Source organism: Pseudomonas sp. FG98 (assembly GCF_057808595.1).
In genome coordinates this window covers 43,148-69,700 of the sequence record NZ_JBMDIJ010000006.1, presented here as the reverse complement: position 1 = coordinate 69,700, position 26,553 = coordinate 43,148, and the positions used below count along the sequence as shown (strand labels likewise).

The 26,553-nt window shown below is 63.8% G+C and carries 21 protein-coding genes; 10 read left to right on the top strand and 11 right to left on the bottom strand.

All coding sequences use genetic code 11. The annotated features are described in order from the left end of the window. Positions 1 to 74: 74 nt before the first annotated feature. The 5 genes from ACODSK_RS06455 to ACODSK_RS06435 all read right to left on the bottom strand — a co-directional run bounded on the left by ACODSK_RS06455 (position 75) and on the right by ACODSK_RS06435 (position 7,725). Positions 75 to 1,676, bottom strand: a complete 1,602-nt coding sequence (locus ACODSK_RS06455) for an ABC transporter substrate-binding protein (protein WP_489014715.1) — start codon at positions 1,674 to 1,676, stop codon at positions 75 to 77. Between the two features lie 56 nt (positions 1,677 to 1,732). Continuing rightward, complete coding sequence (locus ACODSK_RS06450) at positions 1,733 to 3,109, bottom strand: OprD family porin (RefSeq protein WP_489014714.1); 1,377 nt, start codon at positions 3,107 to 3,109, stop codon at positions 1,733 to 1,735. A 105-nt stretch (positions 3,110 to 3,214) separates the two neighbouring features. Beyond that, entirely contained in the window at positions 3,215 to 4,810 is a 1,596-nt protein-coding gene (locus ACODSK_RS06445) for an ABC transporter substrate-binding protein (protein WP_489014713.1), read from the bottom strand. 254 nt (positions 4,811 to 5,064) lie between these two features. After that, a complete protein-coding gene (locus ACODSK_RS06440; RefSeq protein ID WP_489014712.1) occupies positions 5,065 to 6,690 on the bottom strand; it encodes an ABC transporter substrate-binding protein in 1,626 nt (541 codons plus the stop codon). A gap of 324 nt (positions 6,691 to 7,014) precedes the next feature. Continuing rightward, entirely contained in the window at positions 7,015 to 7,725 is a 711-nt protein-coding gene (locus tag ACODSK_RS06435) for an SIMPL domain-containing protein (RefSeq protein ID WP_489014711.1), read from the bottom strand. Positions 7,726 to 7,929: 204 nt separating this feature from the next. Between ACODSK_RS06435 and ACODSK_RS06430 the strand changes: the two genes are divergently transcribed. The 4 genes from ACODSK_RS06430 to ACODSK_RS06415 all read left to right on the top strand — a co-directional run bounded on the left by ACODSK_RS06430 (position 7,930) and on the right by ACODSK_RS06415 (position 12,298). Further along, on the top strand, positions 7,930 to 9,192 hold the full coding sequence (locus tag ACODSK_RS06430) for an ATP-binding protein (RefSeq protein ID WP_489014709.1): 1,263 nt from the start codon (positions 7,930 to 7,932) through the stop codon (positions 9,190 to 9,192). Then, entirely contained in the window at positions 9,192 to 9,752 is a 561-nt protein-coding gene (locus ACODSK_RS06425; RefSeq protein WP_489014708.1) for a response regulator transcription factor, read from the top strand. The genes ACODSK_RS06430 and ACODSK_RS06425 overlap by 1 nt, the downstream gene beginning before the upstream one ends. A 192-nt stretch (positions 9,753 to 9,944) precedes the next feature. Then, a complete protein-coding gene (locus tag ACODSK_RS06420) occupies positions 9,945 to 10,886 on the top strand; it encodes an AEC family transporter (RefSeq protein ID WP_489014706.1) in 942 nt (313 codons plus the stop codon). A 56-nt stretch (positions 10,887 to 10,942) separates the two neighbouring features. Beyond that, a complete protein-coding gene (locus ACODSK_RS06415; RefSeq protein ID WP_489014705.1) occupies positions 10,943 to 12,298 on the top strand; it encodes an amino acid permease in 1,356 nt (451 codons plus the stop codon). A 25-nt stretch (positions 12,299 to 12,323) separates the two neighbouring features. Here the strand turns inward: ACODSK_RS06415 and ACODSK_RS06410 are convergent, their stop codons facing one another. From ACODSK_RS06410 to gatC, 6 genes are all read right to left on the bottom strand, one after another. Beyond that, positions 12,324 to 12,704 (bottom strand): carboxymuconolactone decarboxylase family protein, encoded by a 381-nt coding sequence (locus ACODSK_RS06410; RefSeq protein WP_489014704.1) that lies wholly within the window; start codon positions 12,702 to 12,704, stop codon positions 12,324 to 12,326. A gap of 10 nt (positions 12,705 to 12,714) precedes the next feature. Continuing rightward, the gene (locus ACODSK_RS06405; protein ID WP_489014896.1) at positions 12,715 to 13,740 is read right to left on the bottom strand and encodes a calcium/sodium antiporter; all 1,026 of its coding nucleotides are present in this window, start codon (positions 13,738 to 13,740) and stop codon (positions 12,715 to 12,717) included. An 82-nt stretch (positions 13,741 to 13,822) separates the two neighbouring features. Next, positions 13,823 to 14,194 (bottom strand): septal ring lytic transglycosylase RlpA family protein, encoded by a 372-nt coding sequence (locus tag ACODSK_RS06400; RefSeq protein WP_489014703.1) that lies wholly within the window; start codon positions 14,192 to 14,194, stop codon positions 13,823 to 13,825. A 130-nt stretch (positions 14,195 to 14,324) separates the two neighbouring features. Next, positions 14,325 to 15,770, bottom strand: coding sequence for an Asp-tRNA(Asn)/Glu-tRNA(Gln) amidotransferase subunit GatB (gatB, locus tag ACODSK_RS06395; RefSeq protein ID WP_489014702.1), 1,446 nt, complete (start codon positions 15,768 to 15,770; stop codon positions 14,325 to 14,327). 11 nt (positions 15,771 to 15,781) lie between these two features. Continuing rightward, positions 15,782 to 17,233, bottom strand: a complete 1,452-nt coding sequence (gene gatA / locus ACODSK_RS06390; protein WP_489014701.1) for an Asp-tRNA(Asn)/Glu-tRNA(Gln) amidotransferase subunit GatA — start codon at positions 17,231 to 17,233, stop codon at positions 15,782 to 15,784. A gap of 15 nt (positions 17,234 to 17,248) precedes the next feature. Continuing rightward, on the bottom strand, positions 17,249 to 17,536 hold the full coding sequence (gatC, locus tag ACODSK_RS06385) for an Asp-tRNA(Asn)/Glu-tRNA(Gln) amidotransferase subunit GatC (protein WP_489014699.1): 288 nt from the start codon (positions 17,534 to 17,536) through the stop codon (positions 17,249 to 17,251). 195 nt (positions 17,537 to 17,731) lie between these two features. Here gatC and mreB point away from each other — a divergent pair, with 195 nt between their 5' ends. The 6 genes from mreB (at position 17,732) to ACODSK_RS06355 (ending at position 26,551) form a co-directional block, all read left to right on the top strand. Next, positions 17,732 to 18,769 (top strand): rod shape-determining protein MreB, encoded by a 1,038-nt coding sequence (gene mreB, locus ACODSK_RS06380; RefSeq protein WP_008371426.1) that lies wholly within the window; start codon positions 17,732 to 17,734, stop codon positions 18,767 to 18,769. 194 nt (positions 18,770 to 18,963) lie between these two features. Then, positions 18,964 to 19,989, top strand: coding sequence for a rod shape-determining protein MreC (gene mreC / locus ACODSK_RS06375; RefSeq protein WP_489014895.1), 1,026 nt, complete (start codon positions 18,964 to 18,966; stop codon positions 19,987 to 19,989). Further along, complete coding sequence (mreD, locus tag ACODSK_RS06370; RefSeq protein WP_489014698.1) at positions 19,989 to 20,477, top strand: rod shape-determining protein MreD; 489 nt, start codon at positions 19,989 to 19,991, stop codon at positions 20,475 to 20,477. The genes mreC and mreD overlap by 1 nt, the downstream gene beginning before the upstream one ends. A gap of 36 nt (positions 20,478 to 20,513) precedes the next feature. Beyond that, entirely contained in the window at positions 20,514 to 21,122 is a 609-nt protein-coding gene (locus ACODSK_RS06365) for a Maf family protein (protein WP_489014696.1), read from the top strand. An 82-nt stretch (positions 21,123 to 21,204) separates the two neighbouring features. Then, positions 21,205 to 22,662: a ribonuclease G gene (gene rng / locus ACODSK_RS06360; protein ID WP_489014695.1), complete on the top strand. Its 1,458-nt coding sequence runs from the start codon at positions 21,205 to 21,207 to the stop codon at positions 22,660 to 22,662. 76 nt (positions 22,663 to 22,738) lie between these two features. Beyond that, positions 22,739 to 26,551: a YhdP family protein gene (locus tag ACODSK_RS06355; protein WP_489014694.1), complete on the top strand. Its 3,813-nt coding sequence runs from the start codon at positions 22,739 to 22,741 to the stop codon at positions 26,549 to 26,551. Positions 26,552 to 26,553: the final 2 nt, after the last annotated feature.

Genomic DNA, 26,553 nt, shown 5'->3' with positions numbered 1-26,553 from the left:
CGTGTGGTGTTCCTCGTCAGCCGGTAAGGCGCGTGCCCGCTTTTCCCGGGTGGGGTTGGGCGGGCGTTCTTGTTCTACTTCACCAGGGTGGTGGCGAAGTTGTTATTGGTCAGCGGGCTGATGATGTAGCCCTCGACGTTCCGCCGCATGGCCGTGAACATCTTCGGATGGGCCATGGTTATCCACGGCCGGTCCGCATCGTACACGGCCAGGGCCTCCTTATAGAGCGCTTCTCGCTGTTGCGGGTCGATCACCTGGCGGGCCTGGGTGATCAGCGCGTCGAATTTCTCATTGCACCAACGAGCATAGTTCTCGCCGTTCTTCACCGCCTCGCAGCTGAGCAGCGGGGTCAGGAAGTTGTCCGGATCGCCGTTGTCGCCGGCCCATCCGGTGGACACCAGGTCGTGCTCGCCGTTCTTTGCCCGGCGCAGCATTTCTGCCCATTCCATGACGCGGATGTCCAGTTTCAGGCCGATCTGCTTGAGGTCGGCCTGGAGCATTTCCGCGCTCAGGCGCGGGTTGGGGTTGGTCATGCCGCCGCCGTTGCGGGTGAACAGGGTCAGCCTGGCGCCCTCCGGCACTCCGGCTTCCTTGAGCAGGGCGCGGGCCTTGTCGAGGTCGCGGGGCGGATTATGGTTGTCGTGGTTGTAGCCGAGCATGGTCGGCGGATAGGGATTGACCGCCAGCACCGCGTTGTCCTTGCCGAACAGCTGGTCCATGTGGCTCTGGCGGTCGAAGGCGATATCGATGGCCTTGCGCACGCGCACATCCTTGAGCAGCGGATGTTCGGTGTTCATGGCCACGTAGCCGATGATCAGCGCCTCCAGCTCGGCGACCTTGAGCATCGGGTCCTGCTTGATCGAGGGCACGTCGTCGGGCTTGGGATAGACCGCGACCTGGCACTCGTTGGCGCGCAGCTTCTGCAGGCGCACGTTGTTGTCGGTGGTGATGGCGAATACCAGGCTTTCGCTCGGCGGCGCGCCGCGGAAGTAGTCCGGGTTGGCCTTGTAGCGGACCTGGGCGTCCTTGACATAGCGCTGGAAGATGAACGGCCCGGTGCCCACCGGCTTGCTGTTGAGGTCGCCGGTGCGCCCGGCGGCGAGCAACTGGTCGCCGTATTCGGCGGAGTAGATCGAGGTGAAGGCCATGGCCAAATCGCGCAGGAACGGCGCCTGGGGCTGGGTCAGGGTGAAGACCACGGTGTGCTCGTCGGTCTTCTCGACGCTTTTCAGCAGCGTGCGAAAGCTCATGCCCTCGAAGTAGGGGAAGCCGACGCTGGTCTTGTCATGCCAGGGGTGGTTCTTGTCGAGCTGGCGCTGGAAGCTCCAGAGCACGTCGTCGGCGTTCATCTCGCGGGTCGGGGTGAACCAGGGCGTGGTGTGGAACTTCACGCCCCGGCGCAGGTGGAAGGTGTAGGTGAGGCCGTCGTCGCTGATCTCCCAGCGTTCGGCCAGGGACGGCTGGATCTCGGTGGTGCCGGGCTTGAAGTCGACCAGGCGGTTGAACAGGGTTTCGGCGGCGGCATCGGCGGTGACCGCCGTGGTGTACTGGGCCATGTCGAAGCCTTCCGGGCTGGCTTCGGTGCAGACCACCAGCGGGCGCGCCCAGAGGTTCGCCGAGGCGCTGAGCAGCAGGGCGGCCAGCACGGTGTGCAGGGTTGGGGATTTGATCGGCATAGGCGTTTTCGCTCCTGCCCGGGCGCTGGCAATCACGCCAGGCGCCCGGGACCTGCTCAGAGAATGTTGAAGGGCACGGTGGTCACGATGCGGAATTCATCGAGGTTGCCATCGATCTGCTCCCGGCTGGCGCGGTGCGCGGTGTAGTAGGCGCGGATGCTGGTGGCCTGTAGCGGTCCGCTCTGCACCACGTAGCTCGCACCCAGGGACCATTCCCGGTGATGTTCGCCATCGAGGTTGCGTACATCGTAGCCGTTGCCCTTGTAGTGGGTGCCGTCGATACCCCAGCCGCGGGCGGTGTAGACGTTCAGGCGCAGGCCCGGTACGCCGAAGCCGGCCATGTCGAGGGCATAGCCGATCTGCAGCGACTGCTCGTTGGGGCCGTTGTAGTCGGAGAACAGCGAGTTGGCGAGGAAGATCGCGTTGGTGTCGTGCACATAGTCGAAGTACTCGTCGCCGCTCACCTTCTGGTAGGCCAGGGTCAGGCTGTGGGCCTGGTGCGCCAGGGTGAAGGACAGGCTGAAGGTGTCGTTGTCGATCGGCCCCAGTTTTGCCGAGCCGGTGTCGCGGGTGCCGTAGTAGTTCAGGCCGGTGGTCAGGGCCAGGCTGCCCTTGTCGCCCAGGTCGTGGGAGGCGCCGAAGTAGTACTGGTTCCAGATGTCCTCGACATGGCCGAAGTACAGGCTGGTGGTCAGGCTGCGCAGTGGCTGGTAGTTGAGGCCGGCCAGGCTGACGCGGTCGGCCTCGGCACCGGTGGCCGAGTACTCGGTGGTGAACTTGCTCTTGCCTTGCTCGGTACGGGTCGAGACCCGCTCGAAGGTGCCGAGGTCGAAGGACAGGTTGTCGAACTCGGCGCTGTGCAGCGCGACCCCGTCGAAGCTCGACGGCAGTGCGCGGTTGCCGATGTAGGCGAACACCGGGGTGTTGATCGACTGGCGGCCGGCGACCAGGGTGGTGTTGGAGATGCGTGCCTGCAGGTTGGCCAGGCCGAGCTTGCTCCACTGGCCGATGACATCGCCGTCGCTATGGGTCAGGGTGCGGTTGTTCGGCCCGGCCACGGTGGCGCGGCCGCGTTCGAGAGCGAGGGCGTGATAGCCGGCGACCTGGGTGGCGAAGCCGACCGTGCCCTGGGTGAAGCCGGAGCTGTAGTCGAGGATGGTGCCCTGGACCCAGTTGTCGCGGCTGTGGGTGTCGCGGCGCGTGCCGTCGCTCTTGTAGTAGCGGAACTGCGGGCCCTTGGTCGCCCGCTCGCGGGCGTACCAGTTGCGGGTCCAGCCGGACAGGCTCTGGTCTTCGATAAAGCCGTTGGATTCGGCCTGGGCGCTGGTTTCCTTGAGGCTCAGCGGCAGGTAGTCCTGGCTGGTGGTGGTGGCCTGGGCCAGGCCGGACAGTCCACCAAGGGACAGGGCGATTACGGTGGTGATTCGTTTCAAGGCAATGCTTCCTTTCTTGTTCTTGTCATTGAACCGGCGGGCCTCGTGGACCCGGCGGTCAGTGCGGCGGATCGCTGCGGGTAGCGGTGATCCGGGTTGCACCGGTCAGTCGATGCCGACGTCGCGGAATGTCGTCTTGCCGAATGGGCTGACCAGGTAGTCCTGCACCCGTGTGCTGACCGGCTGGCTGACGGTGGAGTGGGCGATGGGGGTGATCGGCACGTTCTGCTTGATGTAGTGCTGGGCCTGGCGATACAGCTCGCTGCGCTGCTCGCGGTCATTGGTGCCCTTGGCCTTTTTCATCAAGGCGTCGTATTCCGGGTCGCACCACATGGAATGGTTGTGGCTGCCGATGGCATCGCAGCCGTACAGGGTGCCGAGCCAGTTGTCCGGGTCGCCGTTGTCACCGGTCCAGCCGATCAGCAGGGTGTCGTGCTCGCCATTCTTGGCGCGCTTGAGGTATTCGCCCCATTCGTAGCTGACGATGTTCACCTTCAGCCCGAGCTTGCCCCAGTCGTCCTGGAGCATCTGCGCCATCAGGCGCGCATCGGGGTTGTACGGGCGCTGCACGGGCATGGCCCAGAGGGTGATCTCGGTGCCTTCCCTGACCCCGGCGTCGCGCAGCATCTGCCTGGCCTTTTCCAGGTCGCGCGGGGTGTCGGCGATGCTCTCGTCGTAGGACCACTGGGTCGGCGGCATGGTGTTCACCGCCACCTGGCCGGCGCCCTGGAACACCGCCTTGATGATCGCTTCCTTGTTCACCGCCATGTCCAGGGCCTGGCGCACTTCCAGTTGGTCGAACGGCTTGTGCCGGGTGTTGTAGGCGATATAGCCGAGGTTGTAGGCGGGCTTCTCGATCAGGTTGATGTTCTGGTCTTCGCGCAGGGCGTCAAGGTCGGCGGGGCGAGGATGGATGCTCACGTGGCATTCGCCCTTGCGCAGCTTTTGCACGCGCACGGACGGGTCGACGTTGATCGAGTAGATCAGGTTGTCCAGCTTGACCTGCTCGGGAGCCCAGTACTCGGTGTTGCCGCGATAGCGGATCTGGGTGTCCTTCTGGTAGCGGCTGAAGACGAAGGGGCCGGTGCCGATGGGCTTGTGGGTGATGTCCGACGGCGTGCCGCGGGCCAGCAGGTGTTCGGCGTATTCGGCGGAGAGCACCGAGGCGAAGCTCATGGCGAGGTTTTGCAGCAGCGTCGCGTCGGGATGGTTGAGGGTGAAGGTGACGGTCATCGGGCCGGTCTTCTCCACCTTGGCGATGGTCTTGTCCATGCCCATGGCGCTGAAGTACGGGAACACCGTGCCATAGGCCATGCGGAAGGGGTGGGTCGGGTCGAGCATGCGGTTGAAGGTGAAGAGCACGTCGTCGGCGTCGAATTCGCGGGTCGGGCTGAAGCCGGCGTTGCTGTGGAACTTCACCCCCGGACGCAGGTTGAAGGTGTACACCAGGCCGTCCTCGGAGATGCTCCAGTCGGTGGCCAGGGAAGGCTCCACCACCGTGGCTCCGCGCTGGAACTCCACCAGGCGGTTGTACAGCGGTTCGGACACATCGTTGTCGGTGCCGCTCTGGTATTGCGCGGTGTCGAAGCCGGAAGGGCTGCCCTCCGAACAGAACACCAGGTTGCCCTTGGCCAGGCCGAAAGGCGCATGGGCCAGCAGACCGGCTCCGAGCAAGGCGGCGAAGAGAGACGTCTTACGCATGGGAATTCCCTGTCTTGTCGTCGTTATTGAAGAAATCCATGGCGCGTGGCGAATCCTCGCTCACGCATCACGGCACCGTTCCCAAGGTAAGTGGGTAAAAGGCGTCCGACGAGGTACACAAGGTGCAAATTGGGGTGGGAGGTTTCCGAGTGAAACGAGGAAATTTCTGTAGATAACCGAAGTGCCATCAACCTGTGCGTTGTTTTGCACAGATTGGCTGCGGGCGCATCCGTGAATGCGCCCACAGCCGGGCCTTATGGCTTCACGCTGACGCCGTAGAAGTCATTGAGGGCGAAGGGACTGATCTTGAAGTCCTCGACGCTCTTGCGCATGGGTTGGTAGACCGTGGAGTGGGCGATCGGGGTGATCGGCACCTGGTCCTTGAGGATGTGCTGGGCCTGCTTGTATAGCTCGGTGCGCTTGGCCTGGTCGGGGATGCGCTTGGCGTCCTTGACCAGCTTGTCGTAGTCGTTGTCGCACCAGTGGGAGAAGTTGTTGCCATTGACTGCGTCGCAGCCGTACAGGGTGCCGAGCCAGTTGTCCGGGTCACCGTTGTCGCCGCTCCAGCCGATCAGCATGGCGCCGTTCTCGCCGTCCTTGGCGCGCTTGATGTACTCGCCCCATTCGTAGCTGACGATGCGCGCCTTGATGCCGATCTTGGCCCAGTCGGACTGGATCATCTCCGCCATCAGCTTGGCGTTGGGGTTGTACGGGCGCTGCACCGGCATGGCCCACAGGGTGATCTCGGTGCCTTCCTTGACCCCGGCTTCCTTGAGCAGGGCCTTGGCCTTCTCGACGTTGTACTCGGTGCCCTTGATGGTCTCGTCATAGGACCACTGGGTCGGCGGCATCGCGTTGACCGCCAGCTGGCCGGCGCCCTGGTACACCGAGTCGATGATCTGCTGCTTGTTCACCGCCATGTCCAGCGCCTGGCGCACCTTGAGCTGGGCCATGGGGTTGGGCTCGTTGCTGCCCTTGATCTTGTCCATCACGTTGTAGGCGATGTAGCCGAGGTTGAAACCGGCCTGGGACGGCATCTGCAGGTTCGGGTCGGCTTTCAGCGATTCGAGATCGGCCGGACGCGGGAAGAGGGTGACCTGGCACTCGTTCTTCTTCAGCTTCTGCATGCGCACCGAGGCATCGGTGGTGATGGCAAAGATCAGGTTGTCGATCTTCACCTCGTCCGGCGACCAGTAGTCCTTGTTGCCCTTGAAGCGGATCTGCGCGTCCTTCTGGTACTTGCTGAACACGAACGGGCCGGTGCCGATCGGCTTCTGGTTGATGTCCGCGGCCTTGCCCTGCTTGAGCAGTTGCGCGGCGTATTCGGCGGACTGGATCGAGGCGAAGCTCATGGCGATGTTCTGGATGAAGGCGGCATCGACGGCGTTGAGGGTGAACTTGACGGTGTGCTCGTCGACCTTGTCCACCTGCTTGATGTTGGCGTCCATGCCCATGTCGGTGAAGTACGGGAACTCGGTGGGGTACGCCTTGCGGAACGGCATGTCCTTGTCGAGCATGCGGTTGAAGGTAAACAGCACGTCGTCGGCGTTGAAATCGCGGGTCGGCTTGAAGTAGTCGGTGGTGTGGAACTTGACCCCTTCGCGCAGGTGGAAGGTGTAGGTCAGGGCATCGTCGGAGACGTCCCACCTGGTGGCCAGACCGGGGATGACCTTGGTGCCGCCGCGCTCGAACTGGGCCAGGCGGTTGAAGACGGTCTCAGACGACGCGTCGAAGTCGGTGCCGGTGGTGTACTGGCCGGGATCGAAGCCGGCGGGACTGCCTTCGGAGCAATAGACCAGATTGGAAGCGGCCTGGGCGGCCGGGGTAGCGGCGAGCAGACCTGCGCCGACGAGAAAGGGAATGACTGCGGTTTTCAGCATGGTGGCCTCATTGTTGTCATTTTTGATCTGAGGGCGGCCTTGTGAGCCGACTCGCGGATACTTATGCAGGTGCTGTACCTGATGCAACGATTGAGGATAGCTGGCGGGAAGAAAAGCGGGACGAGCGTACAGGAATGTCGCATTCGTGCAATTTTGTGCGAGTTGAACGTTTGCGCGTAAGACTTTACACGAAATATCTTGAAACTTTGAAGGCCCCATCGCTGGCAAGCCAGCTCCCACAAGGAGCGCGTCCAGCACCGATCCTATGGCTGGCTCAGCACCCTGTGGGAGCCGGCTTGCCGGCGATGAGGCCCGGAAGGTCGATCAGGGCATCTGCACTTCAATGGTGCCATCAGCATTGACGCTGACCTGGGTAGTGCCCGCCTCGACCTGCGGCGAAGGCGCTGCCTCGGCGTCCATGCTGGCCTTCATCATCATCGGCGCACGCATGTAGGGCTGCGGGTAGCCGCTGCTGTTCAGGTTCAGGCTGACCACCTTGTAGCCCTTGCCGCCCAGCGCTTCGGTGGCGATCTGCGCGCGCGCCTTGAATGCGTCCACCGCGTCCTTGATCAGCGCATCTTCACTGGCCTTGCGGGTGGCCGGGGCGATGGCGAAGTCCATGCCGCCCATCTTCAGTTGTTGCAGCAGCTCGCCGGTGAGCTTGGACAGGGCCGGGAAGTCGGCGCTTTCCAGGCGCAGCTCGGCACGTTCGCGCCAGCCGGTGATCTTCTGGCCCTTGTCGTCGTAGATCGGGTAGGCGTTGCGGCTGCCCTGGCTGATCTTCACATCCTTGACCTGGCGCGCCTGTTCCAGCGCCTTGTTCAGGGTGGTGGTGATTTCGTTGGCCAGCTTGGCCGGGTCGGTGTTCTGCGCTTCGCTGTACAGGGTCACGACCATCAGGTCGCGGGCGACCTCCTTGCTCGCTTCGGCGCGCAGGGACACCTGGTTGTAACGCGGCTCGTCCGCCAGAACAGGAAGGCTGACCAGCAGGCTGGCGGCCAGCAGGGCTTTGGCGCTACGGCTTGGGGTATTCATGTGCGACTCCTTGGAAAATGGGCGTGGCCAGTACGATCCTGTGTGCCACGCAGACCGCATCAGACCTTGAAAATAGCACCAAGGTTCCAAATGGCTATCATTTAACCTGCTCGCCGTGTGGCGAGTTGCCGCATCGCTGCAGTCAAGGACCTCGCTTGGGTATACTTCGCGACGGTTTATCTGGAGCACTCATCAGGAGAGCTCATGCTCGCCCCGGTCAAAATGCAAATGTTGTCTGCTACTCGCCAGAACCTCTGGCGCCTTACCTTTATCCGCACCCTGGTACTGGCCGCCCAGGCCGGTTCGGTCGCGGTCGCCTACTGGACCGAGCTGCTGCCGTTGCCCTGGCTGGCGCTGAGCGTCACCCTCGGCTTCTCCATGGTGCTGTGCCTGGTCACCGCCCTGCGCCTGCGTGCCTCGCTGCCGGTCACCGAGCTCGAATACGCGGTGCAATTGGCCTGCGATCTGCTGATCCACAGTGCCCTGCTGTATTTCTCCGGCGGTTCGACCAACCCCTTCGTTTCCTATTATCTGGTGCCCCTGGCGATCGCGGCGGTGACCTTGCCATGGGTCTATTCGCTGATCCTGTCCGGTATTGCCCTGGTCGCCTACACCCTGCTGCTGGTGCAGTTCTATCCGCTCGAAGCGCTGCCCATGGCCCGCGACAAGATGCAGATATACGGCATGTGGCTGAGCTTCGCCCTGGCGGCGGCGGTGATCACCTTCTTCGCCGCGAAGATGGCCGAGGAATTGCGCCGGCAGGAGCAGTTCCAGGCCCGGCGCCGCGAGGAAAGCCTGCGTGACGAGCAACTGCTGGCCGTGGCCACCCAGGCCGCCGGCGCCGCCCACGAGCTGGGCACGCCGCTGGCGACCATGAGCGTGCTGATCAACGAAATGCGCCAGGACCACACCGACCCCCTGCTGCAGGAAGACCTGGCGGTGCTGCAGGAGCAGGTCAAGCAGTGCAAGCACACCTTGCAGCAACTGGTCCGTGCCGCCGAGGCCAACCGGCGCATGGCGGTGGAGGAGCAGCCGGTGACCTTCTGGATGGACGAGTCGCTGAACCGCTGGCACCTGATGCGCCCCGAGGCGAGCTACCGCTTCCAGCGTCTCGGCCAAGGGCTGGTGCCGCATCTGGCGCCACCACCGGACCTGACCCAGGCGCTGCTCAATCTGCTCAACAATGCCGCCGATGCCTGCCCCGAGGGGCTGGAAGTGCGGCTCGACTGGGATGCTTCCGACATTGTCATCAGCATCCGCGACCACGGCCCCGGCGTGCCGGTGGCCATTGCCGAACAGATCGGCAAGCCGTTCTTTACCACCAAGGGCAAGGGCTTCGGCCTTGGCCTGTTCCTGAGCAAGGCCAGCGTCACCCGTGCTGGCGGCTCGGTAAAACTCTATAGTCACGAAGAGGGCGGCACGCTGACCGAGCTGCGCTTGCCCCGTGACGCGCGAGGAGACGTGTGATGAGTGATGAAATCCAGGTTGAAGGTGAAGACCTGCCGCACCTGCTGCTGGTCGACGACGACTCGACCTTTACCCGGGTGATGGCCCGGGCCATGGTCCGCCGGGGTTTTCGGGTCAGCACCGCGAGTTCGGCGGAAGAGGGCCTGATCCTGGCCCAGCAGGACGTACCGGACTACGCCGCGCTGGACCTGAAGATGGAAGGCGACTCCGGCCTGGTGCTGCTGCCCAAGCTGCTGGAACTGGACCCGGAAATGAAGGTGGTGATCCTCACCGGCTACTCCAGCATCGCCACCGCAGTGGAAGCCATCAAGCGCGGCGCCTGCAACTACCTGTGCAAGCCGGCGGATGCCGATGATGTGCTGGCAGCGCTGGCCTCGGAGCATGCCGATCTGGACACCCTGGTGCCGGAAAACCCGATGTCGGTGGATCGCCTGCAATGGGAACACATCCAGCGCGTGCTGACCGAGCACGAGGGCAATATCTCCGCCACCGCGCGGGCCCTGGGCATGCACCGGCGGACCTTGCAGCGCAAGTTGCAGAAGCGCCCGGTCCGGCGCTGAATTCTTCATTGCCCTTCAGGGCCTCATCGCTGGCAAGCCAGCTCCCACAAGACCCTGTGGGAGCTGGCTTGCCAGCGATGAGGCCCTGAAGATCGCCGAAATTCCTCTATTTCATCGACAAACCCCCATCCCTGAGCCTTGCACTGGCGTATCATTAGCCGCCTAACGACAGGCCACGGAACACTCCCCCGCATGCTCGCCTTATTCATCCAGACCCTGAACATCACCGCCCCGGTCTTCGCGATGCTGTTCATGGGTGTGTTCTTGCGTCGCATCGATGCGATCAACGACAACTTCATCCAGGTCGCCTCGTCACTGGTGTTCAACGTGTGCATGCCGGCGCTGCTGTTCCTCGGTATCTACCACGCCGACCTCGACGCTGCGGTCAAACCAAGCCTGTTGCTGTACTTCATCGCCGCCACCTTCGGCAGTTTCGCCTTGGCCTGGCTGATTGCCATCTGGCGCTGCCCCAAGGAAGATCGCGGCATCTACACCCAGGGCGCGTTTCGCGGCAACAACGGGGTGATCGGTCTGGCACTGGCGGCCAGCATGTACGGCGACTACGGTATTTCCCTTGGCGCGATCCTCGCCGGGTTGGTGATCCTGCTCTACAACTCGCTGTCGGTGGTGGTGCTGGCGGTGTACAGCCCGAGTCTGAAGTCGGATCCGTGGAGCATCTTCAAGAGCATCCTGCGCAACCCGTTGATCATCAGCGTGCTGCTGGCGACACCACTGGCCTACGCCAAGGTGGCGCTGCCCAACTGGATGCTGACCTCCGCCGACTACATTGCGCAGATGACCCTGCCGCTGGCGCTGATCTGCATCGGCGGCACCCTGTCGCTGGCGTCGTTGCGTGCCAGTGGGCGGATGGCGGTGAGTGCCAGTCTGGTGAAGATGGTCTGGCTGCCGTTGATATTCACTTTCGGCGGCTGGCTATGCGGCTTTCGCGGGGCGGAACTGGGGATCCTGTTCCTCTACATTGGCAGCCCCACCGCTGCGGCCAGTTATGTGATGGCCCGTTCGTCGAATGGCAACCATGAGCTGGCGGCGTCGATCATCGTCATCACCACGCTTGCCGCCGCTGTGACAACCAACATCGGAATTTTCCTATTGCAGTGGGGCGGATGGATCTAGATCCTGTGCGACCTTACAACAACATCAACACTGCCTCTTACTTCTGAGGACACTTCATGCAAGACCAGATCACGCCCGAGCGTTTGCATCGCGGCCTGAAAAATCGCCATATCCAGCTGATTGCCCTCGGTGGCGCAATCGGCACCGGGCTGTTCCTCGGCATCGCCCAGACCATCCAGATGGCCGGTCCCTCGGTGCTGCTGGGCTACGCCATCGCCGGCCTGATCGCCTTCTTCATCATGCGCCAGCTCGGCGAGATGGTCGTTGAAGAGCCGGTTTCCGGGACCTTCAGCCACTTCGCCCACAGCTACTGGGGTCCGTTCGCCGGCTTTATGTCGGGCTGGAACTACTGGGTGCTGTACGTGCTGGTGGGCATGGCCGAACTGACCGCCGTTGGCCTGTACATCCAGTACTGGTGGCCGGGCTTCCCGACCTGGGCCACGGCCGCGATCTTCTTCGTCATCATCAACCTGATGAACGTCAGCCAGGTGAAGGTTTTCGGCGAGATGGAGTTCTGGTTCGCCCTGATCAAGGTGGCGGCCATCCTCGGCATGATCGGCTTCGGTGGCTACCTGCTGTTCAGCGGCAACGGTGGCCCGGATGCCAGCGTTGCCAACCTGTGGCAGCACGGCGGCTTCTTCCCCAAAGGCGTCACCGGGCTGATGCTGGCCATGGCGGTGATCATGTTCTCCTTCGGCGGCCTGGAACTGGTGGGCATCACTGCGGCAGAAGCCGATAACCCGCGCCACAGCATCCCGCGCGCGACCAACCAGGTGATCTACCGCATCCTGCTGTTCTACGTGGGCGCCCTGGCTGTGCTGCTGGCGCTGTATCCGTGGCAGAAGGTCGTCGATGGCAGCAGCCCGTTCGTGATGATCTTCCACGATCTGGACGCCAACGTCGTGGCCACCGTGCTCAACCTGGTGGTCCTGACTGCTGCGCTGTCGGTCTACAACAGCTGCGTGTACTGCAACAGCCGCATGCTGTTCGGCCTGGCTACCCAGGGCGATGCGCCGAAGTCGCTGCTCAAGGTCAATGCCAAGGGCGTGCCGCTGGTGGCGTTGGGCATTTCCGCGCTGGCCACCGGGTTGTGCGTGGTCATCAACTACCTGATGCCGCGTGAGGCCTTTGGCTTGCTGATGGCGCTGGTGGTCGCATCGCTGGTGATCAACTGGGGGATCATCAGCATCACTCACCTCAAGTTCCGCCAGGCCAAGGCTGCGCAGGGGCATGAGACCTTCTACAAGAGCCTCGGCTATCCGCTGACCAACTACCTGTGCCTGGCCTTCCTTGCCTTCATCCTGGTGGTAATGGCGATTAGCGAGGACACGCGTATCTCGGTCGCGCTGATTCCGGTCTGGCTGTTCGTGCTTTATGTGGTCTACCGGCTGACCAAGGGTCGTCACGCCTGACGACCCCTGTTCGGGGAGTGGTCGATCAGCCTTGCTGTTGCCAGGCGTCGATCACTTCCTGGGCCGCGCGGAACGCATCGATTGCCGCCGGCACGCCCGCATAGACTGCGCAATGCAGCAGGGCTTCGCGAATCTCTTCCACCGTACAGCCATTATTCAGGGCTCCACGCACGTGGCCCTTGAGTTCCTGCGGGCATTTCAGCGCGGTCAGGGCGGCCAGGGTGATCAGGCTGCGGGTCTTCAGCGGCAGGCCTTCGCGGCTCCACACGCTGCCCCAGGCATGCTCGTTGACGAATTCCTGCAGCGGCGCGGTGAACTCGGTGGCATTGCCCAATGCGCGATCGACGAACACATCGCCCATGACCTGACGGCGAACCTGTTCGCCGGTTTTCTTCGTCTCACCCATGTTGTTTTCCTTAGTGTTGGCGGCGCCAGGCGCGCAGGGTCGTGTACGTCAGCAACAACCCCAGCACCGGCAAGACATAGAACAGCATCAGCTGTTCCAAACGGTTGGCCAGCGGCATGCCGGTGGTGAAGGCCACCACGTGCAGGCCGTAGGCCAGATACAGGCAAAGAAACACCAGGCCCTCGGCGCGGGTGACCCGGTAGCCGGAATAGAACACCGGCAGGGTCAGCACGGCGACGCCGAGCATCACCGGCAAATCGAAATCCAGGGCGTTGGGGGAAATGGACAGCGGGGCCGGAGCCACTACGGCAGTCAGTCCAAGGACCGCCAGCAGGTTGAACAGGTTGCTGCCGATCACGTTGCCCACGGCGATCTCCCGTTCACCGCGGATGGCGGCGATCAGCGAGGTGGCCAGTTCCGGCAGTGAGGTGCATACGGCGACCACGGTCAGGCCGATCACCCGCTCCGACAGGCCCAGGTCGGTGGCCACCTCCACGGCGGCCTCCAGCAGCAGGTGCCCGGCCAGGCTGAGCAGGCCGAGGCCGAGTAGCATCAGCAGCACGCTGCCGAACCAGAAGCCGACACCCCGGTCGACACGCGGGTTGGGTGGCGGGTAGGTGCGCGCATGGTGGCGTGACTGGTGCCAGAGCATGGCCAGGTAGGCCACCAGCCCGGCCAGCAGCAGGGCGCCTTCCCAGCGCCCGATCACTTCGTTCAGCGCCAGCAGGTACACCAGCAGGCTGGCGCCGATCATCAGCGGAATGTCCAGGCGCACCAGTTGCCGCGAAACTCGCAGGGGAATGATCAGGGCAGCGAGGCCGAGGATGACCAGGACATTGAAGATATTGCTGCCGATCACGCTGCCCACCGCTACATCCGGGGCGCCGGTGTAGGCGGCCTGCAGGCTGACGGTCAGTTGCGGCGCGCTGCTGCCGAAGGCCACCAGGCTCAGGCCGATGATCAGCGGGCGCACATGCAGGCTGGCAGCGATGCGCAGCGCGGCACGCACCAGCAGTTCGGCGCCGAGAATCAGCAGGATCAGGCCGCTGGCCAGTTGCAGCAGGCTGAAGGTGGGTAAAGCGGCCAGGTCGAAAATGGTCGTGCTCCAGAAAACAGGATCAGTCGCTCAGGCTTTGTACCCGGACTCGCGCCGTTCCGCTACGGATCATGTCCAGTTGCTGGGCGGCGGCTTTGGAAAGATCGATCAGGCGGCCACGGGTATGGGGGCCGCGGTCGTTGATGCGGACCACTACGGTGCGGTCGTTCTTCAGGTTGGTGACCTGCACCCGGGTGCCGAAGGGCAGGGTGCGATGGGCGGCGGTCAGGCCGTGCTGGTCGAAGGGTTCGCCGCTGGCGGTGCGTTTGCCGTGGTGGCGGGAGCCATAGAAAGAGGCGGTGCCGGTTTCATCGTAGCCGCGTGGGTCGATGGAATGGCTGGCGCAGCCGGCGAGGAGGGTGAACAGCGCGAGGGCGCTTAGGGGACGCCACATTTATGTCTGATGCTCCGTGGGGTGGCTAATCGCTGGCAAGCCAGCTCCCACAGGGACCGAATACACCGCGAACCCTGTGGGAGCTGGCTTGCCAGCGATGGGGCCCGTAAGACAGCCCCGCTTCAAGGAATTACCCTTCGAGCTTGCTCTTGAGCAGTTGGTTCACCTGTTGCGGGTCAGCCTTGCCCTTCGAGGCTCGCATAGCCTGGCCAACGAAGAAGCCGAACATCTTGCCCCGCTTGGCTTCGTCCGCCGCCCGGTATTGCTCAAGCTGCTCGGCATTGGCCGCGAGGACCTCATCCAGAATCTTCTCGATGACACCGCTGTCGGACTCAACGATCAGGTCTTTGTCCTTGATGATCTGGTCGGCATCACCCTCGCCATTGGCCATCGCCTCGAACACGGTCTTGGCGATCTTGCCGCTGATGGTGTTGTCGCGAATGCGCAGCAGCATGCCGCCCAGTTGCTCGGCGGTGACTGGCGCCTGGTCGATCTCGACGCCCAGCTTGTTCAGCAGGCTGCCCAGTTCGACCATGACCCAGTTGGCTGCCAGCTTGGCGTCGCCGCCGATGGCCGCGACCTTCTCGAAGTACTCCGCCTGTTCGCGGCTGGAGGCCAGCACGTTGGCGTCGTAGGCTGACAGGCCGTACTGGCTCTGGAAACGCTCGACCTTCTGTGGCGGCAGTTCCGGCAGGGTGGCGCGCAGGTCGTCGAGGTACGCCGACTCGATCACCACCGGCAGCAGGTCCGGATCGGGGAAGTAACGGTAGTCGTTGGCTTCCTCCTTGCTGCGCATGGAGCGGGTCTCGTCCTTGTTCGGGTCGTACAGGCGGGTTTCCTGGATGACCTTGCCGCCGTCCTCGATCAGCTCGATCTGGCGCTGCACTTCGCTGTTGATCGCGCGCTCGATGAAGCGGAACGAGTTGACGTTCTTGATCTCGCAGCGGGTGCCGAACTCGGCCTGGCCTTTTGGCCGGATCGATACGTTGCAGTCGCAACGCAGCGAGCCTTCGGCCATGTTGCCGTCGCAGATGCCGAGGTAGCGCACCAGGGCGTGGATCGCCTTGACGTAGGCCACGGCTTCCTTGGCGCTGCGCATTTCCGGTTCGGAAACGATTTCCAGCAGCGGCGTGCCGGCACGGTTCAGGTCGATGCCGCTGGAACCGGCGAAGTCTTCGTGCAGGCTCTTGCCGGCGTCTTCTTCCAGGTGCGCGCGGGTGATGCCGATGCGCTTGACGGTGCCGTCCTCAAGGGCGATGTCCAGGTGGCCCTTGCCGACGATCGGCAGCTCCATCTGGCTGATCTGGTAGCCCTTGGGCAGGTCCGGGTAGAAGTAGTTCTTGCGCGCGAACACGTTGTGCTGGCCGATCTCGGCGTCGATCGCCAGGCCGAACATGCAGGCCATGCGCACCGCTTCCTGGTTCAGCACCGGCAGAACGCCAGGCATGCCCAGGTCGATCAGGCTGGCCTGGGTGTTCGGCTCGGAACCGAAGGTGGTGGCGCTGCCGGAGAAAATCTTCGACTGGGTGGCGAGCTGGGTATGAATCTCCAGCCCGATGACAACTTCCCATTGCATGTGTCTGCTCCTCAGAAACCGTTAGGTGCGCGGGTGTGCCAGTCAGTCACTTGCTGATACTGGTGCGCGACGTTGAGCAGGCGGCCTTCCTGGAAATACGGGGCCAGCAGCTGTACGCCCACCGGCAGGCCGTCAACGAAACCAGCCGGCATCGACAGGCCCGGCAGGCCGGCCAGGTTGGCGGTGATGGTGTAGACGTCTTCCAGGTAGGCGGCGACCGGGTCGGCGTTCTTGGCGCCGATCTTCCAGGCCAGGTTCGGCGTGGTCGGGCCGAGGATCACGTCGACGCCTTCGAAGGCGGCCATGAAGTCGTTCTTGATCAGGCGGCGGATCTTCTGCGCCTTCAGGTAGTAGGCGTCGTAGTAGCCGGCCGACAGGGCATAGGTGCCGACCATGATGCGCCGCTGCACTTCACTGCCGAAGCCTTCGCCGCGGGAGCGCTTGTACAGGTCGGTGAGGTCCTTCGGGTTTTCGCAGCGGTAGCCGAAGCGCACGCCGTCGAAACGCGACAGGTTGGAGGAAGCCTCGGCCGGGGCGATCACGTAGTACGCGGGGATCGCGTGCTGCATGTTCGGCAGGCTGATTTCCTTGATCACCGCGCCGAGCTTTTCCAGCTCCTTGACGCTGGCCTGGACCAGGTCGGCGATGCGCGGGTCGAGACCGGCGCCGAAGTATTCCTTCGGCAGGCCGATGCGCAGGCCCTGCAGCGAGCCGTTGAGGCTGGTGCTGTAGTCGGGCACCGGCTCGTCGATGCTGGTGGAGTCCTTCGGATCGAAGCCGGCCATGCCTTGCAGGAGCAGGGCGCAGTCCTCGGCGGTACGGGCCATCGGGCCGCCCTGGTCGAGGCTGGAGGCGTAGGCGATCATGCCCCAGCGCGAAACCCGGCCGTAGGTCGGTTTCAGGCCGGTCAGGCTGGTCAGGGCGGCAGGCTGGCGGATCGAGCCGCCGGTGTCGGTGCCGGTGGCGGCCGGCAGCAGGCGCGCGGCAACGGCCGCGGCGGAACCGCCGGACGAACCGCCTGGCACGTGTTCCAGGTTCCATGGGTTCTTCACCGCGCCGTAGTGGCTGGATTCGTTGGCCGAACCCATGGCGAACTCGTCCATGTTGGTCTTGCCCAGGGTCACGGCGCCGGCTTCGGCCAGTTTGGCGACCACGGTGGCGTCATAGGGCGCGGTGAACGAGTCGAGCATCTTCGAGCCGCAGCTGGTGCGTACGCCCTGGGTGCAGAACAGGTCCTTGTGGGCGATCGGCGCGCCGAGCAGGGCGCCATTCTCGCCGGCAGCGCGACGGGCATCGGCGGCCTTGGCCTGGCTGATGGCCAGCTCGTCGGTGACGCTGATGAAGCTGTTGAGTTGCGGATCGAGCTGGTGGATGCGCTGCAGCAGCGCGCGGGTCAGCTCTTCGGCGGAAAACGATTTGTCGGCGAGGCCACGGGCGATCTCGGCCAGGGTAAGTTGATGCATGCTGGCGCTATTCCCTTACTCGATGACTTTCGGAACCAGGTACAGGCCGCTGTCCGTCGCCGGGGCGATGGCCTGGTAGCGGTCGCGTTGGTTGCTTTCTGTTACAACGTCGGCGCGCAGGCGCTGACTGGCTTCCAGAGGGTGGGCCAGAGGTTCGATGCCGGTGGTGTCGACCGCCTGCATCTGGTCGACCAGGCCCAGAATGCTGTTGAGTGCGTCGGTGGTGCGTGGCAGATCGGCCTCGTCCAGGCCCAGACGGGCCAGATGGGCGATCTTTTCCACGTCGCTGCGTTCAAGCGCCATGGGGATCTCCTGGGAAAAAACGGAATTGTCCGGGATGAGGAACATGCCGGCAGACACGCGGTCATAAGGCCCGATCGTGTGCTGGCCTGCTCGGAAAAACCGCCAATTTAACATATTGGCGCCTTGCCCAAAATCCCCGCCATTGTTAGAGTTTGCCGCACTTTTTTACCCACGCGTTGCCAGGGTCCCTTTCCCATGTTCAAGAAACTGCGTGGCATGTTTTCCAGCGATCTTTCCATCGACCTGGGCACTGCCAACACCCTTATCTACGTGCGTGAGCGCGGTATCGTCCTGAATGAGCCCTCCGTCGTGGCCATTCGTACCCACGGCAACCAGAAAAGTGTCGTCGCGGTCGGTACCGAAGCCAAGCGCATGCTCGGGCGTACCCCGGGCAACATTGCTGCCATTCGTCCGATGAAGGACGGCGTGATCGCCGACTTCAGCGTCTGCGAAAAGATGCTCCAGTACTTCATCAACAAGGTTCACGAGAACAGCTTCCTGCAGCCGAGCCCGCGCGTGCTGATCTGCGTGCCGTGCAAGTCGACCCAGGTCGAGCGCCGTGCCATCCGTGAATCGGCCCTGGGCGCCGGTGCCCGTGAAGTGTTCCTGATCGAAGAACCGATGGCCGCTGCCATCGGTGCCGGCCTGCCGGTCGAAGAAGCCCGCGGTTCGATGGTCGTCGATATCGGTGGTGGTACCACCGAAATCGCCCTGATCTCCCTGAACGGCGTGGTCTATGCCGAATCCGTCCGCGTCGGCGGCGACCGCTTCGACGAAGCCATCGTCACCTACGTGCGCCGCAACTACGGCAGCCTGATCGGCGAATCCACCGCCGAGCGCATCAAGCAGGAAATCGGTACCGCCTACCCGGGCGGCGAAGTGCGCGAAGTCGACGTCCGCGGCCGTAACCTGGCCGAAGGCGTGCCACGTGCCTTCACCCTGAATTCCAACGAAGTCCTGGAAGCCCTGCAGGAATCCCTGGCGACCATCGTCCAGGCGGTCAAGAGCGCCCTGGAGCAATCGCCTCCCGAGCTGGCTTCGGACATCGCCGAGCGTGGCCTGGTGCTGACCGGTGGTGGCGCCCTGCTGCGCGACCTAGACAAGCTGCTGGCCCAGGAAACCGGCCTGCCGGTGATCGTCGCCGAGGATCCGCTGACCTGTGTCGCCCGTGGCGGCGGTCGCGCCCTGGAAATGATGGACAAGCACACCATGGACCTGCTCTCCAGCGAGTGATTCGCCGGATTGCCTTCCTGTCGCCCGGATTTCGGCTAGCCTGCGCAGTGCTGCCCGAAACCGGGTCGGCGTCCGTCCGGGCGCCGATTCCACCCATCCGCAAGCCAGGCCGGTGCGTTGCCTTATGAATGACCTGCTGAACCGTCGTCCACGAGGAGCGGCCCATTAAACCGCTTTTTGCCAAAGGCCCGTCGCTGGGCGTGCGCCTGCTCGTTCTGGTGGTGCTGTCGATCGCCCTGATGGTGGTCGATGCCCGTTTCACCATACTCAAACCCGTGCGCAGCCAGATGTCCCTGGTGCTGATGCAGTCCTATGCCATCACCGACCTGCCGGTGCGGCTGTGGCAAGGTGTGGCCAGCCAGTTTGGCAGCCGTACCGAGCTGATCGCGGAAAACGAGAAACTCAAGACCGAAGCCCTGCTCCTGCAAGGCCGCCTGCAGAAGCTGGCGGCGTTGACCGAGCAGAACGTGCGTCTGCGCGAGTTGCTCAACTCCTCGGCGCTGGTCAACGAGAAGGTCGAGGTTGCCGAGCTGATCGGCATGGATCCGAACCCCTTCACCCATCGCATCCTGATCAACAAGGGCGAGCATGACGGCGTGGTCCTCGGCCAGCCGGTGCTGGATGCCCGTGGCCTGATGGGCCAGGTGGTCGAGCTGATGCCGTACACCTCGCGGGTGCTGCTGCTCACCGATACCACCCACAGCATCCCGGTGCAGGTCAACCGCAACGGCCTGCGCGCCATCGCCAGCGGTACCGGCAACCCGGAACGCCTGGAGCTGCGCCATGTCGCCGACACCGCCGATATCAAGGAAGGCGACCTGCTGGTCAGCTCCGGCCTTGGGCAGCGCTTCCCGGCAGGCTATCCAGTGGCCACGGTCAAGGAAGTGATCCACGACTCCGGCCAGCCGTTCGCCATCGTCCGTGCCGTGCCGACGGCCGCGCTCAACCGCAGCCGCTATCTGCTGCTGGTGTTCTCCGATGGCCGCACGCCGGAAGAGCGCGCCAATGATGCAGTCAAGGCACAGGAAGCGGAGCACGCTGGCCCACCGGCGCCGTCTGCCGATCCGGCACACCCGGCGCCAGCTCCGGCGACGCCCGCTATCACCCCGGCCGCTCCGGCCACCCCGGCCACTTCACCGGCTCCAGCGGCCACGCCCGCTGCGGCTGCCGCCCCCGTTGCGCCAGGCACGGCCAGCACACCTTCCCGGGAGAGACACTGATGGTCAGTACCCACGGCAAGAACGGTTGGGTGGTCTGGCTGACCTTCCTGATCGGCCTGCTGCTCAGCGTATGGCCGATGCCGCCGTTCATGGATATTTTCCGTCCCCTGTGGCTGGCCCTGCTGCTGGCCTTCTGGACCTTGAACCTGCCGCACAAGATCGGCATGACCACGGCCTTCGCCCTCGGCCTGTGCGAGGACGTGCTCTACGGCACGTTGCTCGGACAGAACGCCCTGGTCCTGACCCTGATCACCTTCCTCGTGCTGAGCCTGCAGCAACGCCTGCGCATGTTCCCGATGTGGCAGCAGAGCCTGACCATCCTGGTGGTGTTCGGCGTCGCGCAACTGGTCCAGTTGTGGCTCAGTGCGCTGACCGGCAATCGCCAGCCGACCCTGGCGCTGGTCTGGCCGGCGGTCACCAGTGCCTTGCTCTGGCCATGGATCAGCTTCGGTCTGCGCGGTCTGCGCAGCCGCTTGAGCATCTACTGAACCACCGTTTCTCGACGCTGACAGGGAGTAGTCAAGATGACCCCGCTGTACCTGGCCTCCGGTTCGCCGCGCCGCCGTGAACTGCTGACCCAGATTGGCGTTCCCTTCACTATCGTCAGCGCCTCCATCGACGAAACAGCGCTGGCCGGCGAGCCGGCTGGCGCCTATGTCGAGCGTCTGGCCCGCGGCAAGGCCGCCGCCGGCCTGGCCTTGCTGGCTGCCAGCGGGGTGAGCGAGCCACTGGCCGTGCTGGGGGCCGACACGGCGGTGGTGCTCGATGGCCGTATTCTCGGCAAGCCGGTTGACCGCGATGACGCCCTGGCCATGCTGGCTGCATTGTCCGGGCGCGAGCACGAGGTGCTGACCGCAGTCGCCGTTACCGATGGCCAGCGCACGGAAAGCCTGTGCATCAGCAGCCACGTTTCCTTCAATCCCATCAGCGAAAGCCAGGCCCGCGCCTACTGGGCCAGCGGTGAGCCGCAGGACAAGGCCGGCGCCTACGCCATCCAGGGCCTTGGTGCCGTCTTCGTGCAGGGCCTGCAGGGCAGCTATTCGGCTGTGGTCGGCCTGCCGCTTGCGGAAACTGCCGAGTTGCTGGCGCGCTTCGGCATTCCTTGCTGGCAGGGTGTGCCGGACGCAGAGTGAGGAAGTACCGCAAGCTTTATCGCTCGCCAGCCACTGACGGGCGATCCATGATTACCTGAAGCCCCTTTGACGAGAGCCTGCCATGAGTGAAGAGATTCTGATCAACATCACCCCGATGGAATCCCGCGTGGCGGTGGTGGAAAACGGCGTCCTTCAGGAAGTCCATGTCGAACGGACGCAGCGCCGGGGTATCGTCGGCAATATCTACAAGGGCAAGGTGGTGCGGGTGCTGCCGGGCATGCAGGCGGCGTTCGTCGATATCGGCCTGGATCGTGCCGCCTTCATCCATGCTTCTGAAATCTCCCTGCGCGAAGGCACCACGGTGGAGAGCATCAGTGCCCTGGTTCACGAGGGCCAGAGCCTGGTGGTGCAGGTGACCAAGGACCCGATCGGTTCCAAGGGCGCACGCCTGACCACCCAGTTGTCGATTCCCTCGCGCTACCTGGTGTACATGCCGCGCACCAAGCATGTCGGCATTTCCCTGAAGATCGAGGATGAAGCCGAGCGCGAGCGTCTCAAGCAGGTGGTCAGCGATTGCGTGGCCCAGGAGAACATCCAGGATTCCGGTGGCTTCATCCTGCGCACCGCGGCGGAAGGTGCAGGGGCTGAAGAGATCCTCATGGATATCCGCTACCTGCGCCGTCTCTGGGACCAGATCGGTACCCAGATCAAGACCGTCGGCGCCCCCACGGAAATCTACGAGGACCTCGGCCTGGCCCTGCGCACCCTGCGCGACCTGGTCAATCCGAAGATCGAGAAGATCCGTATCGATTCCCGGGAAACCTTCCAGAAAACCACGCAGTTCGTCGCCGAACTGATGCCGGAGATCGCCGATCGCCTGGAGCACTATCCGGGCGAGCGACCGATCTTCGACCTCTATGGCGTCGAGGATGAAATCCAGCGCGCGCTGGAGCGCAAGGTGCCGCTCAAGTCCGGCGGCTACCTGGTGGTGGACCCGGCCGAGGCCATGACCACCATCGACGTGAACACCGGCGCGTTCGTTGGCCATCGCAACCTCGAAGAGACCATCTTCAAGACCAACCTCGAAGCGGCCACCGCCATTGCCCGGCAACTGCGCCTGCGCAATATCGGCGGGATCATCATCATCGACTTCATCGACATGGAAGACGAAGAGCATCAGCGCCAGGTCCTGCGTACCCTGGAAAAGCAGCTTGAGCGCGATCACGCCAAGACCAACATCATCGGCCTGACCGAACTGGGCCTGGTGCAGATGACCCGCAAGCGCACCCGCGAAAGCCTCGAGCAGGTGCTCTGCGAGCCGTGCATCTGCTGCCAGGGACGCGGCAAGCTGAAGACCCCTGAAACAGTCTGCTACGAGATATTCAGGGAAATCCTTCGCGAGGCGCGGGCGTACCAGGCCGAAGGGTATAGAGTGCTGGCCAATCAAAAGGTCGTGGACCGCCTGCTGGACGAAGAGTCGGGGAATGTCGCCGAACTCGAAGCCTTTATCGGGCGAACCATCCGCTTCCAGGTGGAGTCCATGTATTCCCAGGAACAATACGATGTGGTGCTGCTCTGACTTGCCCTGAACCCTTGATGGTGGCAATCCCTGCATGTCGGGCCATAGTTAATGGACGACTCGGGGGGCCACAGCAATGGAGCGTCTGATCCGCGTTCTGGCTGCCTTGACCCGCTGGGGACTGGGCACCTGCGCATTACTCGCGGTGCTGGTTGCGCTCTATGTCAGCCTGGGCCGCGAGCTCATCCCGCTGGTTGCCGAATACCGTAGCGACGTCCAGGCCAAGGCCGAGGAAAGCCTGGGTCTGCCGGTGCATGTCGGGGCGCTGGAAGGGCGCTGGAGTGGTTTGGCACCGATTCTCGTGGTGCGTGATGTGCAGGTGGGCGAGGGCGCCTCGGCCCTGCGTCTGGATGCGGTCAAGGTGGTCCCGGACCTGTGGGCCAGCCTGATGGCCCGCGAGGTGCGCCTGGCCCGCGTCGAACTGGGCGGCCTGCAGCTCAACCTGCATGAAGACGAAAGCGGCAAGTGGACGCTGAAGGGCCTGCCGATGCAGGACGACGACCAGCCACTGGATGTCGAACAGGCGTTGCGGCGCATGCAGATCGTCTCCCGGGTCTCGCTGCTCGACAGCCAGATCACCCTGGAGCCCTTCGACCACGACCCCATGACCCTGACCTATGTCGGCCTGAGCCTGCAGACCGGCAGCGTGCGTCAGCGCCTCGACGCACGCATGACCCTGCCCGACGGCCAGCCCCTGGCCATCAGCCTGAAAAGCCGGATCCGCCCGGCGAAATGGCGTGATGGCGAAATCGAAGCCTATGCCAGCCTGCCGCAAAGCGACTGGGCGAAATGGCTGCCGGCGCGCCTGCTGGGTCAATGGCAACTGCCCGAACTGCGTGCTGGTGGCGAAGTCTGGCTGGACTGGGGCAAGGGCAAGGTGCAAAGCGCCACGCTGCGTTTGAACGCCCCGCAATTGCAGGGCGCCTATGCCGAACGCAAGCCGGTGAAGATAGAAAACCTGGCCCTCAATGCCTGGCTGCGGCGCGGTGATGAAGGCCTCCAACTGACCCTGGATTCGCTGGCCATGAATCTCGGTGAAACCCGCTGGGAATCCCACGTCCAGATCAGCCAGTCGGGTGCCGAGCAGGATGGCGAGCTCTGGAAGATCCAGGCCGATCGTATCGATCTGACCCCGTTGACCCCGCTGATCCAGGCGCTTGGTCCGTTGCCCAAGCCGGCGATGGCGGTGGTCGATGGCCTCAAGGTCACCGGGGGGCTGCGCAACGTCCTGCTCGAAGTGCGCCCCCAGGTCGAGGGGGATCGCATGTTCAGCTTTGCCGCCAACCTCGATCGGGTCGGCTTCGACGCCTATCACGGCGCTCCGGCGGCCGGCAATGTCAGCGGCAGTATCAGCGGTGACCTCGGGCATGGCGAACTGCGCCTGGATACCGAGAAATTCATGCTGCATCTGGTGCCGATCTTCGCCGATCCCTGGCACTACCTGAAAGCCAACGCGCGGCTGACCTGGAAACTGGACAAGGAAACCTTCACCCTGATCGCGCCTTATCTCAAGGTTCTGGGTGAAGAGGGCAAGATCGCCGGCGACTTCCTGATCCGGATCCACCTCGCCCCCGGACATGAGGACTATATGGACCTGCGGGTCGGCATGGTCGACGGCGATGGTCGCTATACCGGCAAGTACCTGCCGGAAGTGCTCAGCCCGGATGTCGATCACTGGCTGCGCACCGCGATCCTCAAGGGCGCGGTGGACGAAGGTTATTTCCAGTACCAGGGTTCGCTGAACCACGGCGCGCCGGACCATGCCCGTAGCATCAGCCTGTTCTTCAAGGTGCGTGATGCCGACCTCGACTTCCAGCCGGGCTGGCCGCAACTGACCCAGGTCGATGGTGACGTGTTCATCGATGACCACGGTGTGCGGATCAAGGCCAGCACCGGGCAGATGCTCAACACCAAGGTCAGCGATGTGCTGGTGGATATCCCCCATGTTCCGGCGGGCGAACACAGCCATCTGCTGGTCGATGGCGACTTCGACGGGACCCTCGCCGACGGCGTGAAGATCCTGCAGGAGGCGCCGATCGGCACCGGCCCGACCTTTGCAGGCTGGGAAGGTGAGGGTGACCTGCAAGGCTCGCTGAAACTGGATATCCCCCTGGCCCACGGGATTGAGCCCAAGGTTGTGGTGGATTTCCGAACCGAGCAGTCGCGCTTGAAGATCAGCGAACCGGTGCTCGAACTCAGCGCACTCAAGGGCGATTTCCGTTTCGACCTGGACCAGGGACTCAGCGGCAAGAACATCAGCACCGTGGCATTCGGCAAGCCGGTGACGGCGGAGATCTTCGCCGAAGGCAAGCCGGGCCAGTTGCAGACCCGGGTCGTCGCCAAGGGCCAGATTGCCCTGAAATCCCTGACCGATTGGTTGCAGTTCAACCAGCCTCTGCCGGTGTCCGGCGAACTGCCCTATCAATTGCAGGTGGTGCTGGGCAGGGACAACCTGATCAGTGTCGACTCCAACCTCAAGGGCCTGCTCATCGACCTGCCAGCGCCTTTCGGCAAGGTGGCCGGCGAGACCCGTAGCAGCCAGTTCCGCATGAACCTGGGCGGTAGCGAGCGGCGCATCGATGCGACCTATGACAGCCTGGCCAGCCTGGCCATGGCCGCCCCGGCCGGCAAGACCGAGCAGGTGCGCGGTGAGCTGGTGCTTGGTGGAGGTGCTGTGCAATTGCCGACGAGCCAGGGGTTGCGGGTTCGCGGCAAGGTGGCCGAGGTGGACCTGGCGGACTGGCAGGGCAAGGCTGGCAACTACACCGGTGACGACCCGGGTGGCAGTGCCCGGCAGATTCTCCGTGGCGTGGACCTGAGCGTCGGCAAGATCAAGGCCTACAACTTCGAACTGAACCAGGCCGTAGTGCGCCTGGACCGCAACAACGACAACTGGGGGCTGCGCCTGGATAGCCAGGAAGTCATCGGCAATGCACGGATCCCCGACGCCAAGGCTGCGCCCATCGTCGTCGACCTGCCGACCCTGCGCCTGCCGCCCGCCGATCCCGCCGAGGAGAGCGCGCCGGAAGCGCCGGACCCACTGGCCGATACCGACCCGCGCAAGGTCCCGGCCGTGGATGTGAGCATCGGCAAGCTGTTCCGCGGCGATGACCTGATGGGTAGCCTGTCCCTCAAGCTGCGCCCCACCGGCAAGGGGGTGGTGTTCAATGAGCTCGATCTCAACCTCAAGGGCCTGGCTATCGATGGTTCCGCCGGTTGGGAAGGCGTGCCGGGGGCGAGCAGCAGTTGGTACAAGGGACGCCTGCAAGGCGGCAATCTGGGGGATGTGCTCAAGGCCTGGGGCTTCGCACCTACGGTGACCAGTCGCGAGTTCCATATGGATGCCGATGGTCGCTGGCAGGGGTCGCCGGCCTGGGTCAGCCTCAAGCGCTTCTCGGGGAGCATGGATGCCTCGCTGCGCGACGGACAGATCGTCGAAGTCGACGCCAGCGCCCAGGCCCTGCGGGTGTTCGGCCTGCTTAACTTCAACTCCATCGGCCGCCGTCTGCGCCTGGACTTCTCCGATCTGCTGGGCAAGGGCCTGAGCTACGACCGGGTCAAGGGCGTACTGGCGGCCAGCGAAGGCGTCTATGTGACCCGTGAGCCGATTACCGTGACCGGGCCGTCGAGCAATTTCGAGCTGGAAGGCACGCTCGACCTGGTTCGTGACCGGGTCGCGGCCAACCTGATGGTGACCTTGCCGGTGACCAACAACCTGCCGCTGGCGGCGTTGATTGTTGGCGCGCCTGCCGTCGGTGGCGCCCTGTTCCTGGTGGACAAGCTGCTGGGCGACCGGGTGGCGCGTTACGCCAGCGTCAACTATCGGGTCGAAGGCCCGGTGAAAGAGCCTAAGATTACTTTTGTGAAACCTTTCGATAAGTCCAGATAGAG